Below are 18,336 nucleotides of genomic sequence, written 5' to 3' on the forward strand. Positions count from 1 at the left end.
AACAGCCGGGCTTTGCAGCCCGGCTGTTTTGTTTCCGGCGGACCGGAAAATATTAAGCGGCTTCAGCAGCAGCTGCTTCGGCTTCGACGCGAGCCTTGTCGGCTGCGCCCTTGGCGAAGGTGTCGCGGTCGACGAATTCGATGACGGCGAGAGCAGCGTTGTCGCCCTGGCGGTAGCCAGCCTTCATGATACGCAGGTAGCCGCCGTGGCGGTTTGCGTAGCGCGAAGCGATCGTGTCGAACAGCTTCGAAACGATGGCAGTGTCGCGGATCTGCGAGATCGCCTGACGACGAGCATGCAGGTCGCCGCGCTTGCCAAGGGTGACGAGCTTTTCAACGATCGGACGGATTTCCTTTGCCTTCGGCAAAGTCGTTACAATCTGCTCATGCAGGATGAGCGAAGCCGCCATGTTGGCAAACATTGCCTTACGGTGGCTTGCAGTTCTATTCAGCTTGCGGCCGGCTTTACCGTGGCGCATGGCTATTCTCCTTCACATGCAGGCATCTCGCCCGCCGTTTGATGGTTAGTATTGGTCTTCGTAACGCTTGGCGAGATCTTCGATGTTCTCAGGCGGCCATGCTGGCACTTCCATGCCGAGGTGCAGGCCCATGGAAGCGAGAACTTCCTTGATTTCGTTCAGCGACTTGCGACCAAAATTCGGCGTGCGGAGCATTTCTGCTTCGGTCTTCTGAATGAGGTCGCCGATGTAGACGATGTTGTCGTTCTTCAGGCAGTTTGCCGAACGAACAGACAGTTCGAGCTCGTCTACCTTCTTCAGGAGCGCCGGGTTGAAAGCGAGTTCGGTGACTGCTTCCTCTTCGGTTTCCTTCTGCGGCTCGTCGAAGTTGACGAACACGCCAAGCTGATCCTGCAGGATGCGAGCCGCGAAAGCGACGGCATCTTCACCGGTGATCGAACCATCGGTTTCGATGGTCATGTTCAGCTTGTCGTAGTCGAGAACCTGTCCTTCACGGGTATTTTCAACCTTGTAGGACACCTTCTTGACCGGCGAATAAAGGCTGTCGACCGGGATGAGACCGATCGGAGCATCTTCCGCACGATTGCGATCGGCAGGAACATAGCCCTTGCCGTTGTTGACGGTGAATTCCATGCGGATTTCGGCACCCTCGTCGAGCGTGCAGATCACATGCTCGGGGTTGAGGATTTCGATATCGCCGACCGTCTGAATGTCGCCAGCCGTTACAACGCCAGGACCCTGCTTACGCACGACCATGCGCTTTGCGTCGTCGCCATCCATCTTGATGGCGATTTCCTTGATGTTGAGAACGATGTCGGTCACGTCCTCGCGGACGCCTGGGATCGACGAGAACTCATGCAGCACGCCATCGATCTGCACTGCCGTCACTGCAGCACCGCGCAGCGAGGAGAGCAGAACGCGGCGAAGCGCGTTGCCGAGGGTGAGGCCGAAACCACGCTCAAGCGGCTCTGCTACCAGAGTTGCCTTGATGCGCGAGCTCGACGAGAACTCAACCTTGTTCGGCTTGATCAGTTCCTGCCAGTTTTTCTGAATCATATTTTTGCCTTCCGTTCGTTGTCACCATCCAATCGTGACAACCGAGCTTGAGAAGCACCGGGAGCGATAACCCGCTCACCGGTGTTGTGAGTGGCGATGATCAGACGCGACGCTTCTTGCGCGGGCGGCAACCATTGTGCGGGATCGGGGTCACGTCGCGGATGGACGTGATCATGAAACCAGCAGCCTGGAGGGCGCGCAGAGCAGATTCACGACCCGAACCCGGACCGCAAACTTCAACTTCCAGCGACTTCATGCCGTGTTCCTGCGCCTTCTTGGCAGCATCTTCAGCGGCGATCTGAGCGGCGAACGGCGTCGACTTGCGCGAGCCCTTGAAGCCCTTGGCGCCAGCAGACGACCAGGCAATCGTGTTGCCCTGTGCGTCGGTGATCGTGATCATCGTGTTGTTGAAGGTCGAGTTGACGTGAGCAACGCCCGACGAAATGTTTTTACGTTCGCGACGGCGAACGCGTACGGCTTCCTTGGCCATTTTTAAAATCCCTTTCTTGGATCTCTGCACCGCCGTAATACCAGCGGCTACACCGGAACGAGACCTTGCGGCCCTGCCCGAAACTCAAAAGAGGCCGGCGAATACCGCCAGCCCCCTCATCCCCGGTTTCCCGGAAATTACTTCTTCTTACCAGCGATTGCCTTTGCAGGACCCTTGCGGGTGCGTGCATTGGTGTGCGTGCGCTGACCGCGGACCGGAAGGCCACGGCGATGACGCAGACCGCGGTAGCAGCCCAGGTCCATCAGACGCTTGATGTTCATCGAGGTTTCGCGACGCAGGTCGCCTTCAACCTGATAATCGCGGTCGATGGTTTCGCGGATCTGCAGGACTTCAGCATCGGTGAGCTGATTGACACGGCGATCAAGCGGAATACCGACCTTCTCGACGATTTCCTGTGCGAATTTCGAGCCAATCCCGTGAATATACGTCAGCGCAATAACAACGCGCTTTGCAGTCGGGATGTTGACGCCAGCGATACGTGCCACGCCTATTCTCCTTGCGTTCCAGTTGCCATCCGGCAAGTGGTGTCTCGTTACACGGCCCGGGAAGGCCGCAATTACAATTCAGGTTCTCAACAAGTCAACACGACCGAACCCGGAATTCCGATGGGAAGTCCGCGCCGATCGCATAATATGTCGCGAGTTGGCGCGGTGTTTAGCGGAATCAGTGCCCAAAAGCAACCGCTCCCGCCAAGTTTTATTTCCAAAGCCTTACAGCTTCGAAAGGATCGCTTCGATCTCGCCGGTAACGTGATCGATATCGGCCATGCCATCCACCGACTGCAACTTGCCCTTGGCATAGTAGTAGCCGATCAGAGGAGATGTTTCTTTGTAATAGGCCTGAAGGCGGGTGACCACCGTCTCGGCATTGTCGTCTGGACGACGCTTGAAGTGGGTGGATCCGCAACGATCGCAGACCCCCTCGACCGAGGGCTTGTTATCTGAGTCGTGGTACCCGGCGCCACAGTTTGCGCATGTATAACGACCGGAAACGCGATGCGCGAGAATTCCATCGTCGACCGCAACCTGAATGACCGCGGAGAGCTCGAGGCCCTTGTCTTTCAACATCGCCTCTGTGGCATCGGCCTGCACCAGGGTGCGCGGGAAGCCATCGAGAATGAAGCCCTTGGCGCAGTCAGGCTGATCGAGCCGCTCGGAGATGATGGCGTTCACCACCTCGTCCGGAACCAGCTTGCCTGCCTTCATCAATGCGTCTGCACGTTTGCCTACCTCTGTGCCTGCCTGGACGGCTGCACGGAGCATGTCGCCCGTGGAGAGTTGCGGAATTCCGTACTTCTCCACGATCCGCTGAGCCTGGGTCCCCTTACCCGCGCCCGGCGGTCCTAAAAGTATAAGCCTCATCGCCCCCTCTTTCCTCCACGCAACTTCGACTTCTTGATCAGGCCTTCGTACTGCTGCGCGATCAGGTGGCCCTGGATCTGTGCGACCGTATCGAGAGTTACGCTAACCACGATCAAAAGCGAAGTGCCACCAAGGGATAATGGGATGCCGGTTTGCGACACCAGAATTTCCGGCAGGATGCAGACGAAGACGAGATAGATGGCGCCGACGACCGTAATGCGGGTCAGGACGTAATCGATATACTCTGCTGTCCGCTCGCCCGGACGGATGCCCGGGATGAAGCCGCCGTGCTTCTTCAAATTGTCGGCCGTGTCCTTCGGATTGAAGACGATGGCCGTGTAGAAGAAGGCGAAGAAGGCGATCAGCAGGCCGTAGAGGAGCATGTAGAGCGGCTGGCCGTGGCCAAGTGCTGCAACAATCGACGTGATCCATGGGGGCATGTTCGTCGTGCTGGCGAAGCCTGCGATCGTCGCCGGCAGCAGAAGCAGCGAGGACGAGAAGATTGCCGGGATAACGCCCGAGGTGTTGAGCTTGAGCGGCAGGTGCGACGTATCGCCCTGGAACATGCGGTTGCCGACCTGGCGCTTCGGATACTGGATCAGAAGGCGGCGCTGGGCCCGCTCAACGAAGACGATGACGGCGATCACAGCAATTGCAACGATGATGACTGCAAGAATCAGGGTCGTGGACAGTGCGCCGGTGCGGCCGAGTTCGAGCGTGCCGGCAAGAGCGGTCGGCAGCCCAGCAGCAATGCCGGCGAAGATGATGAGCGAGATGCCGTTGCCTATACCACGCGAGGTGATCTGCTCGCCGAGCCACATCAGGAACATCGTGCCGCCGAGCAGCGTGATGACTGTGGAGATACGGAAGAAGATGCCCGGATCGACGACCAGCCCCTGCCCGCTTTCGAGGCCGACAGCGATGCCATAAGCCTGCAGCGTGCCGAGAAGCACCGTGCCGTAGCGGGTGTACTGGTTGATGATCTTACGGCCCTGCTCGCCTTCCTTCTTCAGGTTTTCGAGCGCAGGCACGACCGAGGTCATCAGCTGAACGATAATGGAAGCGGAAATGTAGGGCATGATACCGAGCGCGAAGATCGCCATGCGCTGTACAGCGCCACCCGAGAACATGTTGAAGAGACCGAGGATACCGCCGGACTGGCCGCTGAAGGCTGCAGCGTAGGCTTCAGGATTGAGGCCCGGGAGCGGAATGTGCGTACCCAATCGATAGACAAGCAGGGCTGCCAGTGTAAACCACAGGCGCTTCTTGAGATCCTCGGCTTTCGAGAAGGTCGAGAAATTGAGGTTGGAAGCCAACTGTTCCGCTGCAGACGCCATGCGTATCTCCGCGCTACCGATTTCGGGCTCTTGCCACATGCGAGGCAGAACGCCGTATCGGCATTTCTGAATTATTCAAAAGCGGGTTTTGGACGGATTGCGGGCGCAACCTATGCCTCACCCTGTTATTCGCTCGACCGTTCCTGATGCACGTGCATCCGGCCGGTTTTTGTGAGGCTCACATATGGGAGCAAAACCGCCCGGTGTGAAGCACCCCGGGCGGTTTATCATAGATTAAATTATTCTGCAGCCTTGGCAGAAAGAAGCGTGACGGAACCGCCAGCCTTTTCGATCTTTTCGACTGCAGGCTTGGAAGCGCCGGCAACTTCGAAAGTGACCTTTGCCTTCAGCTCGCCGTCGGCGAGAACACGAACGCCGTCCTTGATGCGACGGATAACGCCGGCAGCCTTGAGAGCTGCTGCATCAACCGTGGACTTGGCGTCGAGCTTGCCAGCGTCGATCGCAGCCTGAACACGCTCAAGCGACACGACAACGAAGTCGGACTTGAAGATGTTGTTGAAGCCGCGCTTCGGCAGACGACGGTAGATTGGCATCTGGCCGCCTTCGAAGCCGTTGATGGCAACGCCTGAACGGGACTTCTGACCCTTGACGCCGCGACCACCGGTCTTGCCCGAGCCCGAACCGATACCGCGGCCGAGGCGCTTGCGGCTGTGGGTCGAACCTTCGTTGTCTTTGATTTCATTGAGTTTCATAGCGAATACTCCCTGCTTACTTCTCGTCGACGACGCGAACGAGATGCTGGACAGCACGGATCATGCCACGAACGGAAGGGGTATCTTCCAGCGTGCGACGACGGTGCATCTTGTTCAGCCCAAGACCGATCAGCGTCTTCTGCTGGTAGTCTGGACGGCGAATCGGGCTACCGATCTGCTCGACGGTGACCGTCTTAGCTTCGGTCTTCTTTGTAGCCTTGGCCATGGATCAGCTCCTCTTATTCTTCAGAAGCGTTACCGGAAGCGGCACGGCGAGCCTGAAGCGTAGCATACTTGATGCCGCGCTGAGCTGCGATGTCCTTCGGGTGAACCTGGTGCTTCAGAGCGTCGAAGGTAGCGCGAACCATGTTGTATGGGTTCGAGGAACCGGTCGACTTGGCGACGACGTCGTGAACGCCGAGCGTTTCGAAAACAGCGCGCATCGGGCCACCAGCGATGATACCGGTACCGACCTTGGCCGAACGAAGCAGAACCTTGCCGGCGCCATGGCGACCATGAACGTCGTGATGCAGCGTACGGCCGTCACGCAGCGGTACGAAGATCAGTTCGCGCTTGGCAGCTTCAGTCGCCTTGCGGATTGCTTCAGGCACTTCGCGAGCCTTGCCGTGACCAAAGCCAACGCGGCCCTTCTGGTCGCCAACAACGACGAGAGCGGCAAAACCGAAACGACGGCCACCCTTGACAACCTTGGCAACGCGATTGATCGCGACCAGCTTGTCAACGAATTCGCTATCGCGTTCTTCGCGGTTCTGGCGATCGTCGCGCGAACCTTTTCTTTCCTGTGCCATTGTCCTTTTCCTTTTTCTTTTCCGGGTGCGAACGGCAACAAAACGAAGACCGCATCAACCTCCCCTTGAAGAGAGCGATTGCGGTCCGGTGAAAATCCGGCCGGAACCTCGCTGGCCCCGGCCGGAAATCTAAATCAGAAGGTCAGACCGCCTTCGCGGGCTGCATCTGCCAGGGCCTTGATACGGCCGTGAAAGATGAAGGCGCCACGGTCGAATACGACTTCCTTGACGCCGGCCTTGGAGGCGCGCTCAGCAACGAGCTTACCCACCAGGGTAGCAGCTGCTGTGTCAGCACCGGTCTTCAGAGAACCGCGCAGGTCCTTATCGAGGGTCGAGGCAGACGCGAGCGTCTTACCTGCAACATCGTCGATAACCTGAACGTAGATGTTCTTCGAGGAGCGATGAACCGACAGGCGCGGACGGCCATTGGCCACCGACTTGAGGTGACGACGCACGCGGTTGGCACGACGTGCAAGTGCTTCTTTCCTGCTAGCCATTTCGCGTGATCCTTACTTCTTCTTGCCTTCTTTGCGAACAATACGTTCGCCGGCATACTTGACGCCCTTGCCCTTGTAAGGCTCAGGACCGCGATATTCGCGGATTTCTGCGGCGACCTGACCGACCTGCTGCTTATTGATGCCAGTGACAACAATTTCAGTAGGCTTCGGAACGGCGATCGTGATGCCTTCCGGGGTCTGGTAAACGACGTCATGGCTGAAACCGAGTGCCAGCTGCAGGTTCTTGCCCTGAAGCGTGGCGCGGTAACCGACGCCGTTGATTTCGAGCTTGCGCTCGTAGCCGTCCTTAACACCGGTGAAGATGTTCTCGATCATCGTGCGGGACATGCCCCACTTCGAACGAGCATCCTTCGACTGCGTGAGCGGTGTCACGACAACTGCATTATCTTCGAGCGTAACGCCGACTTCGTCGTTTGCGACGAAGAAGAGTTCGCCCTTCGGGCCCTTTGCAGTAACCTTCTGGCCTTCGACCGTAGCCGTAATCCCAGCAGGTATCTGAACGGGCTTCTTACCGATACGAGACATGTTTCAATCCTGTCTGTTCGCTATGGAGATCGATGCTCGGCATTAGAATACCGAGCAAAGAACCTCGCCACCAACGTTCTGTTCGCGAGCCTGGTGATCTGCCATCACGCCCTTCGGAGTCGAAAGGATGGTGATGCCGAGACCGTTCGCGACCTGCGGAATGGACTTGACCGAGACATAAACCCGGCGGCCCGGCTTGGACACACGGCCGATCTCACGGATCACCGATGCGCCTTCGTAGTACTTCAGCTCGATGCTGATTTCAGACTTGCCATTGCCGAAATCGACAAGGGCGTAGCCACGGATGTAGCCTTCAGCCTGGAGAACATCGAGAACGCGTGCACGGAGCTTCGAAGCAGGCGTCGATACCGACGACTTGCGGCGAGAAGCGCCGTTGCGGATGCGAGTGAGCATATCGCCCAACGGATCAGTCATTGTCATCTAACTTGCCCCTTACCAGCTGGACTTGACAATACCCGGCACCTTGCCGAGACTGCCGAGTTCACGCAGCGCGATACGCGACATGCGCAGTTTGCGGTAGTATGCGCGCGGACGGCCCGATACTTCACAACGGTTGCGAATACGGGTCTTCGATCCATCGCGCGGCAGGGATGCCAACTTGATCGAGGCCTTGAACCGTTCTTCGATAGGAAGAGCCTGGTTCATGATGATCGCCTTCAACTCAGCCCGCTTACCGGCCTGGTTAGCGACCGTAATACGGCGGCGCTTGTTCTTTTCAACTGCGCTGGTCTTCGCCATGTGTGGTTCCTTTTCTACGCTCGTCGTTACGGTTACTGACGGAACGGGAAGTTGAACTCTGTCAAGAGAGCCCGTGCTTCGTCGTCCTTGGTGGCCGTCGTGCAAACGATGATGTCCATGCCCCACATCTGATCAACCTTATCGTAGTTGATTTCTGGGAACACAATGTGCTCCTTGATGCCCATGGCGAAGTTGCCACGGCCGTCAAAGCTCTTCGGGTTCAGGCCGCGAAAGTCGCGAACGCGCGGAAGCGCGATGTTGATCAGGCGGTCGAGAAACTCGTACATGCGGGCGCCACGAAGGGTAACCTTGGTGCCGATCGGCATGTCTTCGCGGACCTTGAAGCCAGCGATAGAGGTGCGTGCGCGGGTGATGACCGGCTTCTGACCAGCAATAGCGGCCAGGTCAGCTGCAGCAACAGTCGGCTTCTTCGAATCAGCCGTTGCTTCGCCAACACCCATGTTGATCACGATCTTGTCGAGCTTGGGGATCATCATCTCGTTTGCGAACGAGAACTGTTCCTGAAGCGCGGCGCGGATGCGCTCGACATATTCTTTCTTGAGCCGTGGCTCGTACTTTACCTCAGCCATCAGATCACCTCACCGGAACGCTTGGCCACACGGACCTTCTTGCCGTCAACAACCTGGAAACCGACGCGGGTCGGCTTGCCGTCCTTGTCGATGATCGAGACGTTGGACAAGTGAACCGAGGCTTCCTTGCTGATGATGCCGGCTTCCTGGCTCTGCGTCTGGCGCTGGTGGCGCTTTACGACGTTGATGCCACGAACTACGGCGCGATCTTCCTTAGGCAGGACCTGGAGGACTTCGCCAGTGCGGCCCTTGTCCTTGCCTGCGAGCATGACGACCGTGTCGCCCTTACGAATCTTTTGCATCGTTCGCGCTCCTTACAGTACTTCTGGAGCGAGCGAGATGATCTTCATGTGGTTCTTAGCGCGAAGTTCGCGCGGAACCGGTCCGAAGATACGAGTGCCGATCGGCTCTTTCTTGTTGTCGATGAGGACTGCTGCATTGGTGTCGAAGCGGATGACACTGCCATCAACGCGACGGATTTCCTTGGCGGTACGAACAACAACCGCCTTCATCACGTCGCCCTTCTTCACGCGGCCGCGCGGAATAGCTTCCTTGATCGAAACGACAATGATGTCGCCGATCGAGGCATACTTGCGCTTAGAACCGCCCAGCACCTTGATGCACATGACACGACGTGCGCCGGAATTATCCGCCACGTCGAGGTTTGTTTGCATCTGAATCATATCAGGTCGCCTTCTAGGTTTACCAGGACGGTTGGGCTTGCGCCCCCTTCCCCAGCTTATGAAAATCGTCAGCCGGCCGCTTGCCAAGAAAGCAGGCGAAAACACGGCAATAGCTTGAATAGCGCGGGATAGATCATGACAGGGTGGTTTCCCAACGGGACCTTCCGTGCGCTCAAAGCAAAAGAACGCTCGACGAACGAGCGTTCTGTTGCTGCTTCATATAGATATTTCCGCGAGACGCAAGGCCCCGCGCAAAAATCTTACTTAGCCTGGGCGGAAACGACCGTCCAGCGCTTGTCCTTGGAGATTGGCGCGCATTCCTCGATGGAAACGGCGTCGCCGATCTTAAACTGGTTATTCTCGTCGTGGGCCTTGTACTTCTTGGAACGACGAACGGTCTTCTGGAGCAGCGGATGAGCGAAACGACGCTCAACGCGGACAACTACAGTCTTTTCGTTCTTGTCGCCAACGACGACGCCCTGCAGGATGCGCTTCGGCATATTCTTAGGCCTTTGCTTCTGCCGCCTTCTGGCGGGCAATGGTTTTCACGCGGGCGATGTCTTTGCGGACTTCGTTGACGCGGGAGGACTTTTCGAGCTGACCGGTGGCCTTCTGGAAGCGCAGGTTGAACTGCTCCTTCTTCAGGTCGACAAGCTTGTCCTTGAGCTGATCGGCCGTCAGGCCGCGAACTTCTTCGGCTTTCATGTGCCTTGCTCCTTACTCTGCAATGCGCTGTACGAAGCGCGTCTTGACCGAGAGCTTGGCAGAGCCGAGGCGAAGCGCCTCACGAGCGATTTCTTCGCTGACACCGTCGATTTCGAACATCATGCGGCCTGGCTTGACCTTGCATGCCCAATATTCAACGGAGCCCTTACCCTTACCCATACGGACTTCGGTTGGTTTTGCGGTTACCGGAACGTCCGGGAACACGCGGATCCATACACGGCCAGCACGCTTCATGTAGCGCGTGATCGCGCGGCGAGCCGCTTCGATCTCGCGTGCATTGACGCGGTTTGGCTCTTGAGCCTTAAGGCCGAATTCACCAAAGGCGAGGTCTGAACCACCCTTGGCGACGCCCTTGATGCGGCCCTTAAATTGCTTGCGGTACTTGGTACGCTTTGGCTGCAACATTTTCTAATTCTCCGAACTTATCTGCCACCAACGCTATTAAGCGTTGTCGCGGCGACGATCACGATCACGGCTAGCCGGACCCTGCGCATCACCCTCGAGTGCGCGGCGCTCGGAGGCCATCGGATCATGCTCAAGGATTTCGCCCTTGAAGATCCAAACCTTGATGCCGCAAATACCGAAAGCGGTTTCCGCTTCAGCTGTGCCGTAGTCAATGTCCGCACGCAGCGTGTGCAGCGGAACGCGACCTTCGCGGTACCATTCCGAACGGGCGATTTCAGCACCACCGAGACGGCCTGCGCAGGTGATCTTGATGCCTTCGGCGCCAAGACGCATTGCAGACTGAACGGCGCGCTTCATGGCGCGACGGAACGCTACACGACGCTCGAGCTGCTGAGCGATCGACTGGGCGACCAGTACAGCGTCGACTTCCGGCTTGCGTACTTCAACGATGTTGAGATGCGTTTCGGAGTTCGTCATGTCCGACAGCTTCTTGCGGAGCTTGTCGATGTCTGCGCCCTTCTTGCCGATGATCAGGCCCGGACGAGCCGAGTGGATCGTGACGCGGCACTTCTTGTGCGGACGCTCGATAACCACCTTGGAGATACCGGCCTGCTTCAGTTCGCTCATCACGAACTTGCGCATCTTCAGGTCTTCGTGCAGCAGCTGACCGTATTCGGCATTGTCCGCAAACCAGCGGCTATCCCAAGTGCGGTTGATACCAAGACGGAAACCAATTGGATTGATTTTCTGACCCATTATGCGGCCTCCTCGGTGGCTGCTGCTTCAACTTCGCGAACCACGATCGTGAGATGCGCGAAGGGCTTTTCGACGCGCGATGCGCGACCACGGCCACGAGCGTGGAAACGCTTCATGACGATCGACTTGCCGACGTAGGCTTCCGCCACGACCAGCGAGTCAACGTCGAGATCATGGTTGTTCTCGGCGTTCGCGATTGCGGATTCGAGCGTCTTTTTGACGGCGCCCGAAATACGCTTGCGCGAAAATTCCAGCTCAGCGAGAGCACGCTCGACCTTCATGCCGCGGATAAGCGCGGCCACCAGGTTGAGCTTCTGTGGGCTGACGCGGAGCGTGCGGGCGACTGCTTGCGCCTCGTTGTCCTTCAGCCGGCGTTCGGCTTTTGCCTTGCCCATCGTTACTTCCTCTTTGCCTTCTTGTCCGCACCGTGACCGTAGTAGGTCCGGCTCGGAGAGAATTCACCGAATTTGTGACCGACCATGTCTTCATTGACATTGACCGGAATATGCTTGCTGCCGTTGTAGACGCCGAAGGTGAGACCGACGAACTGGGGCAGGATCGTGGAGCGACGGCTCCAGATCTTGATTACTTCTGCACGTCCGCCTTCACGAACCTTCTCAGCCTTCTTGAGAAGATAGCCGTCAACGAACGGACCTTTCCATACTGAACGAGCCATTGGAGACTTCCTCTCTTACTTCTTACGCTGATGACGCGAGCGCATGATCATCTTGTCGGTCGACTTGTTCGACCGTGTGCGCTTGCCCTTGGTAGGCTTGCCCCACGGAGAAACTGGGTGACGACCACCAGATGTCCGGCCTTCACCACCGCCGTGCGGGTGGTCGACCGGGTTCATGACGACGCCGCGGTTGTGCGGACGCTTGCCACGCCAAACAGTACGACCGGCCTTGCCGTCGTTGATGTTGGAGTGGTCAGGGTTGGAAACCGCACCGATCGAAGCAAGGCAGGAGCCTGGCACGAGGCGCTGTTCGCCAGAGTTAAGGCGAAGGATCGCCATGCCTGCATCGCGACCGACGAGCTGTGCGTAACCGCCGGCGGAGCGAGCGATCTGGCCACCCTTGCCTGGCTTCATTTCCACGTTGTGGATGATGGAGCCAACAGGGATGAACTGCAGAGGCATCGTGTTGCCTGGCTTCACGTCAACAGCCTTTTCAGAAGCGATGACCTTGTCGCCGGCAGCAAGGCGCTGCGGAGCGATGATGTAGGCCTGTTCGCCGTCTGCGTAAGCGATGAGCGCGATGAACGCGGTACGGTTCGGGTCGTATTCGATACGCTGAACCGTGCCTTCAACTTCAAACTTGCGACGCTTGAAGTCGATCAGGCGGTAGGTACGCTTGTGACCGCCGCCGATGAAGCGGGCAGTGATGCGGCCGAGGTTGTTACGGCCGCCGCTCTTGGTGAGGCCCTGCGTCAACGACTTGACCGGCTTGCCCTTGTAGAGCGCGGAACGATCGACGATGACCAGCTGACGCTGGCTCGGGGTCGTAGGATTGAATGTTTTCAATGCCATTTTTTATATTCCTCAGAGACCGGTGGAGACGTCGATCGTCTGGCCTTCAGCCAAAGTCACGATTGCCTTCTTCACGTCCTTCTGCTTGCCGACAAAACCACGAAAACGCTTGGTCTTGCCCTTGCGGAGCAGGGTGTTGACGGCCGTGACCTTGACGCCAAAGAGCGCCTCGACTGCAGCCTTGATTTCCGGCTTCGACGCCGTCTTAGCGACGTTGAAAACAACCTGGTTGTTTTCCGATACCAGAGTGGACTTTTCGGTGATCGACGGCGAGACGATCACATCATAGTGGCGAATATCGATCACTTGAAACGCTCCTCTAGAGCTTCAACCGCAGCCTTGGAAAGCACGAGCTTGCCGCGACGAACGATGTCGTAAACGTTGATGCCCTGGATCGGCAGAACATCGATATTCGGGATGTTCGCGGCTGCGAGCTTGAAGTTGCCATCAAGTTCAGCGCCACCGATGAAGAGAGCGTTGGTCAGGCCGAGCGTCTCGAAGGTCGATGCCAGTGCCTTGGTCTTTGCTTCGGCAGCAAACAGGTTGTCGATGATGATGACATCATCAGACTTCAGCTTTGCAGAGAGAGCAAGACGCAGACCGAGAGCGCGAACCTTCTTGGGAAGGTCGTGTTCGTGGCTGCGAACAACCGGGCCGTGAGCCTTACCACCGCCGCGGAACTGCGGAGCGCGAGCCGAATGGTGACGAGCGCGGCCCGTACCCTTCTGCTTGTACATCTTGGCACCGGTACGCCATACTTCGGCGCGGCCCTTAGCCTTGTGTGTGCCCTGCTGCTTCTTGGCAAGCTGCCAGCGGATGACGCGGGCGAGAATGTCTGCGCGGGGCTCGAGGCCGAAAATCGCATCAGAAAGAGAAACCTTCCCTGCGTCTTTTCCCTCGAGGGTCTTGACGTTGAATTCCATTGGTCTGGCTCCCTTACTTCGCGGCCGACTTGATGGCGTCGCGTACAATGATCCAGGCACCCTTGGAACCGGGTACAGCACCCTTGATCAGGATCAGACCGCGATCTTCATCGGTCGAAACCACTTCAAGGTTCTGAGTCGTAACGCGCGTCTGGCCCATGTGACCAGCCATCTTCTTGTTCTTGAAAACCTTGCCCGGATCCTGACGCGAGCCAGTCGAACCGTGCGAACGGTGCGAAACCGACACACCGTGCGTGGCGCGCAGACCGCCGAAGCCGTGACGCTTCATGGCGCCGGCAAAGCCCTTACCAATCGTCGTGCCGGTGACATCGACGAGCTGTCCGGTGGCGAAGTGGCCAGCCTTGATCTCGGTGCCGACGTCAAGCATGTTGTCTTCCGTGACACGGAATTCAGTCAGCTTGGCCTTAGGTTCTACGTTGGCAATAGCGAAATTGCCGCGCATTGCCTTCGACGTGTTCTTGACCTTAGCCGTGCCAGCACCAAGCTGAACTGCGGCATAGCCGTTCTTTTCTACTGTGCGCTGGGCCACTACCTGGCAGCTTTCCATACGCAGTACTGTTACCGGAACATGTTCGCCGGCGTCGTTGTAGACGCGGGTCATGCCGATCTTCTGTGCAATCACACCTGAACGCATCGGTTCAATCCTTCCAACTCAGCTCGAGCTAGGCTCAGAGCTTGATCTCAACATCGACACCTGCGGCGAGGTCGAGCTTCATCAGCGCGTCCACCGTCTGCGGTGTCGGGTCAACGATGTCGAGAAGGCGCTTGTGTGTGCGCATCTCGAACTGCTCGCGGCTCTTTTTGTCGATGTGTGGGGACCGGTTTACCGTAAACTTCTCGATGCGAGTCGGAAGCGGAACGGGGCCCCGGACGCTTGCGCCGGTGCGCTTCGCCGTCGACACGATCTCGCGCGTCGAAGCGTCGAGAATGCGGTGATCGAACGCCTTCAGGCGAATGCGGATATTTTGGCCGTTCATTCGACGTTATCCTTGTGTTGTTTATTCTCGTGTCTTCGTCAAAGACACGGATTGTTCGTATTCCTAAAGGCGGACCACCGGTTTCAAAGATCGAGAAGGACACCGGAGCCCGGCATCCTTATCCAGTCTTTAGGCCTTACAGCCCACCTTTTGTTAGTTTCGGCTTGCCGCTCCGCATAACGAAGCAGCGCGCAAACAGCGCTTGCGCGCCATTTGCCGTATTTCTCTGTAATAAGCAAGCGGCTAGAGCCACTTGCTTCATAATAATGTCATCGAAGCGGTCGCTTCCGAGGAAGCGACCTAATTTCGATTACTCGACGATCGAGGCAACGATGCCAGCGCCGACGGTACGACCGCCTTCGCGGATCGCGAAGCGCAGCTTTTCTTCCATGGCGATCGGAACGATCAGTTCGACTTCAACGGTGACGTTGTCGCCTGGCATAACCATTTCCGTGCCTTCTGGAAGCGAAACGATGCCGGTCACGTCAGTCGTACGGAAGTAGAACTGCGGGCGGTAGTTCGTGAAGAACGGCGTATGACGGCCGCCTTCTTCCTTGGTCAGGATGTAGGCTTCGGCCATGAACTTCTTGTGCGGCTTGACCGAACCTGGCTTGCAAAGGATCTGGCCACGCTCAACGCCGTCACGGGTGACGCCGCGGATCAGCGCGCCGATGTTGTCGCCAGCCTGGCCCTGATCGAGCAGCTTGCGGAACATTTCAACGCCGGTAACCGTCGTCTTCGTCGTTGCACGGATGCCGACGATTTCAACTTCTTCGCCAACCTTGACGATACCACGCTCAACGCGGCCGGTCACAACCGTACCACGGCCCGAGATCGAGAACACGTCTTCGATCGGGAGCAGGAACGGCTGGTCGATCGGGCGCTCAGGCGTCGGGATGTAGGCGTCAACGGCTGCCATCAGCGCGCGAACTGCGTCTTCACCGATCGTCTTGTCGCTGTCGTTGAGAGCGGCAAGAGCCGAACCCTTGACGACAGGAACATCGTCGCCCGGGAAGTCGTAGGACGACAGAAGTTCGCGAACTTCCATTTCGACCAGTTCCAGCAGTTCTTCGTCGTCGACCTGGTCGACCTTGTTGAGGAACACGACCAGAGCCGGAACGCCAACCTGACGGGCGAGCAGGATGTGCTCGCGGGTCTGCGGCATCGGGCCGTCGGCTGCCGAGCAAACCAGGATCGCGCCGTCCATCTGCGCTGCACCGGTGATCATGTTCTTGACGTAGTCGGCGTGGCCGGGGCAGTCAACGTGGGCGTAGTGGCGAGCAGCCGTCTCATACTCGACGTGCGCCGTCGAGATGGTGATGCCGCGTGCCTTTTCTTCCGGAGCGGCGTCGATCTGATCGTAGGCCTTGTATTCACCAAAGTACTTGGTGATTGCTGCCGTCAGAGACGTCTTGCCGTGGTCGACGTGGCCAATCGTGCCGATGTTGACGTGCGGCTTGTTGCGCTCAAACTTACTCTTTGCCATTTCGGCTCTCCATTCTTGCTAGTCCCCGAGGGACCTAATTCTTGTTATCGGTCAAAGGGTAGTCCGGTCACTTCTGACCGGAATACTTTGCCTGGATCTCGGTTGCGACGTTCGACGGGACCGGCGAGTAGTGATCGAAGGTCATCGTGTACTGTGCGCGGCCCTGCGACATGGAGCGCAGGTTATCGACGTACTTGAACATGTTGGCCAGCGGCACGTTCGCGTTGATGACAACAGCGATACCGCGGCTTTCCTGGCCCTGGATCTGACCACGGCGCGAGTTCAGGTCACCGATAACGTCACCGACGTAATCTTCCGGCGTAACGACTTCGACCTTCATCATCGGCTCGAGGAGCTGAGCGCCGGCCTTACGCGCTGCTTCACGGAAGCAGGCACGCGAGGCGATTTCGAACGCCAGTACGGACGAGTCAACGTCGTGGAAAGCACCGTCGATGAGCGTCGCCTTGACGCCGAGCATCGGGAAGCCAGCCAGAGGACCGGACGAAAGAACGCTTTCGATACCCTTTTGAACGCCTGGGATGTATTCCTTCGGAATAGAACCACCAACGATCTTGGATTCGAACTTGAAGTCGTCGCCTTCTTCATTCGGTTCGAAGACGATCTTGACGCGCGCGAACTGACCGGTACCACCGGACTGCTTCTTGTGCGTGTAGTCTTCTTCGTGCTTCTTCGTGATGGTTTCGCGGTAGGCAACCTGCGGCGCGCCGACAGTTGCTTCAACCTTGAATTCACGACGCATGCGGTCAACCAGGATGTCGAGGTGAAGTTCGCCCATGCCTGCGATGATCGTCTGACCAGATTCCTGGTCGGTCTTGACGCGGAACGAAGGATCTTCAGCAGCCAGGCGGTTGAGCGCGAGGCCCATCTTTTCCTGGTCGCCCTTGGTCTTCGGCTCGATCGCGATCTGAATGACCGGCTCAGGGAATTCCATGCGCTCGAGGATAACCGGCTTCAGCGGATCGCAGAGCGTATCGCCAGTGGTGGTTTCCTTGAGACCGGCGAGAGCAACGATGTCGCCTGCAAAGGCTTCTTCGATGTCTTCACGCGAGTTGGAGTGCATCTGAAGCATACGGCCGACGCGCTCGCGCTTGTCCTTGACCGTGTTGATGACAGATGTGCCCTTCTCGAGCTTGCCCGAGTAGATACGTGCGAAGGTGAGCGAACCGACGAAGGGGTCGTTCATGATCTTGAATGCCAGCATGGACAACGGCTCGCTGTCGTCTGCATGGCGAACAATTTCGGCTTCGGTCTTGAAGTCGATGCCCTTGATGGCAGGAATGTCCATCGGCGAAGGCAGGTAGTCGCAGACGGCGTCGAGCAGAGGCTGAACGCCCTTGTTCTTGAAAGCCGTGCCGCAGAACATCGGATGGAACTTGACGTCGATGGTGCCGCGGCGAACCAGGGCACGGATCTTGTCGTTGTCGGGCATGATGCCTTCGAGGTAGGCTTCAGTCGCGGCTTCGTCGATCTCGACTACGGTCTCGATCAGCTTTTCGCGATATTCCTGAGCCTTTTCCTTCATGTCTTCAGGGATCTCAACGACATCCCACTGAGCGCCGAGCGATTCGTCGCGCCAGATGAGTGCGTTCATCTCGATCAGATCGATGACGCCCTTGAACTCGGTTTCTGCACCGATCGGCAGCTGCATGACAACAGCGGTGGCGCCGAGACGGGTCTTGATCATCTCAACCGAGCGGTAGAAGTCCGCGCCGGTCTTGTCCATCTTGTTGCAGAAGATCATCCGCGGGACGTTGTACTTCTCAGCCTGACGCCAGACGGTTTCCGTCTGCGGCTCTACACCGGCGTTGGCATCGAGAAGAGCGATCGCACCGTCGAGAACGCGCAGCGAACGTTCGACTTCAATGGTGAAGTCGACGTGGCCGGGGGTGTCGATGATGTTGAAGCGTCGGGTCTTGCCGTCGCGGCCCTTCCAGTAGGTCGTGGTGGCAGCGGAAGTGATCGTGATACCACGCTCCTGCTCCTGCTCCATCCAGTCCATCGTGGCTGCGCCATCGTGCACTTCGCCGATTTTGTGCGACTTGCCCGTGTAGTACAGGATACGCTCGGTCGTCGTCGTCTTACCGGCGTCGATGTGCGCCATGATACCGAAATTACGGTAGTCTTCGATTTTATATTCGCGAGCCATAATGGAC

Annotated in this window: 29 protein-coding genes; all 29 read right to left on the reverse strand. The window is 57.8% G+C overall.

What is annotated here, in order from left to right:
• Nucleotides 1-52: 52 nt before the first annotated feature.
• Nucleotides 53-478: a 50S ribosomal protein L17 gene (rplQ, locus tag GVL52_RS05965; RefSeq protein WP_160004807.1), complete on the reverse strand. Its 426-nt coding sequence runs from the start codon at nt 476-478 to the stop codon at nt 53-55.
• A gap of 45 nt (nt 479-523) precedes the next feature.
• On the reverse strand, nt 524-1,534 hold the full coding sequence (locus GVL52_RS05970) for a DNA-directed RNA polymerase subunit alpha (RefSeq protein ID WP_037063320.1): 1,011 nt from the start codon (nt 1,532-1,534) through the stop codon (nt 524-526).
• Between the two features lie 100 nt (nt 1,535-1,634).
• Nucleotides 1,635-2,024, reverse strand: coding sequence for a 30S ribosomal protein S11 (rpsK, locus tag GVL52_RS05975; protein ID WP_160004809.1), 390 nt, complete (start codon nt 2,022-2,024; stop codon nt 1,635-1,637).
• Between the two features lie 137 nt (nt 2,025-2,161).
• On the reverse strand, nt 2,162-2,530 hold the full coding sequence (gene rpsM / locus GVL52_RS05980) for a 30S ribosomal protein S13 (RefSeq protein WP_160004812.1): 369 nt from the start codon (nt 2,528-2,530) through the stop codon (nt 2,162-2,164).
• Nucleotides 2,531-2,755: 225 nt separating this feature from the next.
• Nucleotides 2,756-3,406, reverse strand: a complete 651-nt coding sequence (locus GVL52_RS05985; protein ID WP_160004814.1) for an adenylate kinase — start codon at nt 3,404-3,406, stop codon at nt 2,756-2,758.
• On the reverse strand, nt 3,403-4,743 hold the full coding sequence (gene secY, locus GVL52_RS05990) for a preprotein translocase subunit SecY (RefSeq protein WP_160004816.1): 1,341 nt from the start codon (nt 4,741-4,743) through the stop codon (nt 3,403-3,405). The genes GVL52_RS05985 and secY overlap by 4 nt, the downstream gene beginning before the upstream one ends.
• A gap of 239 nt (nt 4,744-4,982) precedes the next feature.
• Nucleotides 4,983-5,456: a 50S ribosomal protein L15 gene (gene rplO, locus GVL52_RS05995; protein ID WP_160004818.1), complete on the reverse strand. Its 474-nt coding sequence runs from the start codon at nt 5,454-5,456 to the stop codon at nt 4,983-4,985.
• A 16-nt stretch (nt 5,457-5,472) separates the two neighbouring features.
• Nucleotides 5,473-5,682, reverse strand: a complete 210-nt coding sequence (gene rpmD, locus GVL52_RS06000) for a 50S ribosomal protein L30 (RefSeq protein ID WP_160004820.1) — start codon at nt 5,680-5,682, stop codon at nt 5,473-5,475.
• Nucleotides 5,683-5,695: 13 nt separating this feature from the next.
• Nucleotides 5,696-6,265, reverse strand: coding sequence for a 30S ribosomal protein S5 (gene rpsE, locus GVL52_RS06005; protein WP_018900261.1), 570 nt, complete (start codon nt 6,263-6,265; stop codon nt 5,696-5,698).
• 134 nt (nt 6,266-6,399) lie between these two features.
• A complete protein-coding gene (rplR, locus tag GVL52_RS06010; RefSeq protein ID WP_160004822.1) occupies nt 6,400-6,762 on the reverse strand; it encodes a 50S ribosomal protein L18 in 363 nt (120 codons plus the stop codon).
• Nucleotides 6,763-6,774: 12 nt separating this feature from the next.
• Nucleotides 6,775-7,308, reverse strand: a complete 534-nt coding sequence (gene rplF, locus GVL52_RS06015) for a 50S ribosomal protein L6 (RefSeq protein ID WP_160004824.1) — start codon at nt 7,306-7,308, stop codon at nt 6,775-6,777.
• Between the two features lie 42 nt (nt 7,309-7,350).
• Complete coding sequence (gene rpsH, locus GVL52_RS06020; protein WP_160004826.1) at nt 7,351-7,749, reverse strand: 30S ribosomal protein S8; 399 nt, start codon at nt 7,747-7,749, stop codon at nt 7,351-7,353.
• 12 nt (nt 7,750-7,761) lie between these two features.
• On the reverse strand, nt 7,762-8,067 hold the full coding sequence (rpsN, locus tag GVL52_RS06025) for a 30S ribosomal protein S14 (RefSeq protein WP_160004828.1): 306 nt from the start codon (nt 8,065-8,067) through the stop codon (nt 7,762-7,764).
• A 32-nt stretch (nt 8,068-8,099) separates the two neighbouring features.
• Nucleotides 8,100-8,657 carry a 50S ribosomal protein L5 gene (rplE, locus tag GVL52_RS06030; protein WP_160004830.1) on the reverse strand — a complete coding sequence of 186 codons (558 nt, stop codon included), beginning with the start codon at nt 8,655-8,657 and terminating at the stop codon, nt 8,100-8,102.
• A complete protein-coding gene (rplX, locus tag GVL52_RS06035) occupies nt 8,657-8,959 on the reverse strand; it encodes a 50S ribosomal protein L24 (protein WP_160004832.1) in 303 nt (100 codons plus the stop codon). Before rplX ends, rplE begins: the two co-directional genes overlap by 1 nt.
• 12 nt (nt 8,960-8,971) lie before the next feature.
• Entirely contained in the window at nt 8,972-9,340 is a 369-nt protein-coding gene (rplN, locus tag GVL52_RS06040) for a 50S ribosomal protein L14 (protein WP_037063292.1), read from the reverse strand.
• A 260-nt stretch (nt 9,341-9,600) separates the two neighbouring features.
• Nucleotides 9,601-9,840: a 30S ribosomal protein S17 gene (rpsQ, locus tag GVL52_RS06045; protein WP_160004834.1), complete on the reverse strand. Its 240-nt coding sequence runs from the start codon at nt 9,838-9,840 to the stop codon at nt 9,601-9,603.
• A gap of 4 nt (nt 9,841-9,844) precedes the next feature.
• Entirely contained in the window at nt 9,845-10,045 is a 201-nt protein-coding gene (rpmC, locus tag GVL52_RS06050) for a 50S ribosomal protein L29 (protein ID WP_160004836.1), read from the reverse strand.
• A 12-nt stretch (nt 10,046-10,057) separates the two neighbouring features.
• On the reverse strand, nt 10,058-10,471 hold the full coding sequence (rplP, locus tag GVL52_RS06055; protein ID WP_003573792.1) for a 50S ribosomal protein L16: 414 nt from the start codon (nt 10,469-10,471) through the stop codon (nt 10,058-10,060).
• Nucleotides 10,472-10,507: 36 nt separating this feature from the next.
• Nucleotides 10,508-11,227, reverse strand: a complete 720-nt coding sequence (rpsC, locus tag GVL52_RS06060) for a 30S ribosomal protein S3 (RefSeq protein WP_160004838.1) — start codon at nt 11,225-11,227, stop codon at nt 10,508-10,510.
• Nucleotides 11,227-11,622 (reverse strand): 50S ribosomal protein L22, encoded by a 396-nt coding sequence (gene rplV / locus GVL52_RS06065; RefSeq protein WP_160004840.1) that lies wholly within the window; start codon nt 11,620-11,622, stop codon nt 11,227-11,229. The genes rpsC and rplV overlap by 1 nt, the downstream gene beginning before the upstream one ends.
• A 2-nt stretch (nt 11,623-11,624) precedes the next feature.
• Nucleotides 11,625-11,903: a 30S ribosomal protein S19 gene (gene rpsS / locus GVL52_RS06070; protein WP_056820381.1), complete on the reverse strand. Its 279-nt coding sequence runs from the start codon at nt 11,901-11,903 to the stop codon at nt 11,625-11,627.
• A gap of 15 nt (nt 11,904-11,918) precedes the next feature.
• Nucleotides 11,919-12,755: a 50S ribosomal protein L2 gene (gene rplB, locus GVL52_RS06075; protein ID WP_160004842.1), complete on the reverse strand. Its 837-nt coding sequence runs from the start codon at nt 12,753-12,755 to the stop codon at nt 11,919-11,921.
• A gap of 12 nt (nt 12,756-12,767) precedes the next feature.
• Nucleotides 12,768-13,061 carry a 50S ribosomal protein L23 gene (locus GVL52_RS06080; protein WP_160004844.1) on the reverse strand — a complete coding sequence of 98 codons (294 nt, stop codon included), beginning with the start codon at nt 13,059-13,061 and terminating at the stop codon, nt 12,768-12,770.
• Nucleotides 13,058-13,678, reverse strand: coding sequence for a 50S ribosomal protein L4 (rplD, locus tag GVL52_RS06085; RefSeq protein WP_160004846.1), 621 nt, complete (start codon nt 13,676-13,678; stop codon nt 13,058-13,060). Before rplD ends, GVL52_RS06080 begins: the two co-directional genes overlap by 4 nt.
• Before the next feature lie 13 nt (nt 13,679-13,691).
• Nucleotides 13,692-14,333 carry a 50S ribosomal protein L3 gene (gene rplC, locus GVL52_RS06090; RefSeq protein WP_160004848.1) on the reverse strand — a complete coding sequence of 214 codons (642 nt, stop codon included), beginning with the start codon at nt 14,331-14,333 and terminating at the stop codon, nt 13,692-13,694.
• Nucleotides 14,334-14,367: 34 nt separating this feature from the next.
• The gene (rpsJ, locus tag GVL52_RS06095; protein WP_003547547.1) at nt 14,368-14,676 is read right to left on the reverse strand and encodes a 30S ribosomal protein S10; all 309 of its coding nucleotides are present in this window, start codon (nt 14,674-14,676) and stop codon (nt 14,368-14,370) included.
• Between the two features lie 310 nt (nt 14,677-14,986).
• Nucleotides 14,987-16,162: an elongation factor Tu gene (tuf, locus tag GVL52_RS06100; RefSeq protein ID WP_160004850.1), complete on the reverse strand. Its 1,176-nt coding sequence runs from the start codon at nt 16,160-16,162 to the stop codon at nt 14,987-14,989.
• A 67-nt stretch (nt 16,163-16,229) separates the two neighbouring features.
• A complete protein-coding gene (gene fusA, locus GVL52_RS06105; RefSeq protein ID WP_160004852.1) occupies nt 16,230-18,329 on the reverse strand; it encodes an elongation factor G in 2,100 nt (699 codons plus the stop codon).
• Nucleotides 18,330-18,336 lie beyond the last annotated feature (7 nt).

Source organism: Rhizobium sp. 18055, from assembly GCF_902706285.1.
GTDB lineage: Bacteria > Pseudomonadota > Alphaproteobacteria > Rhizobiales > Rhizobiaceae > Rhizobium.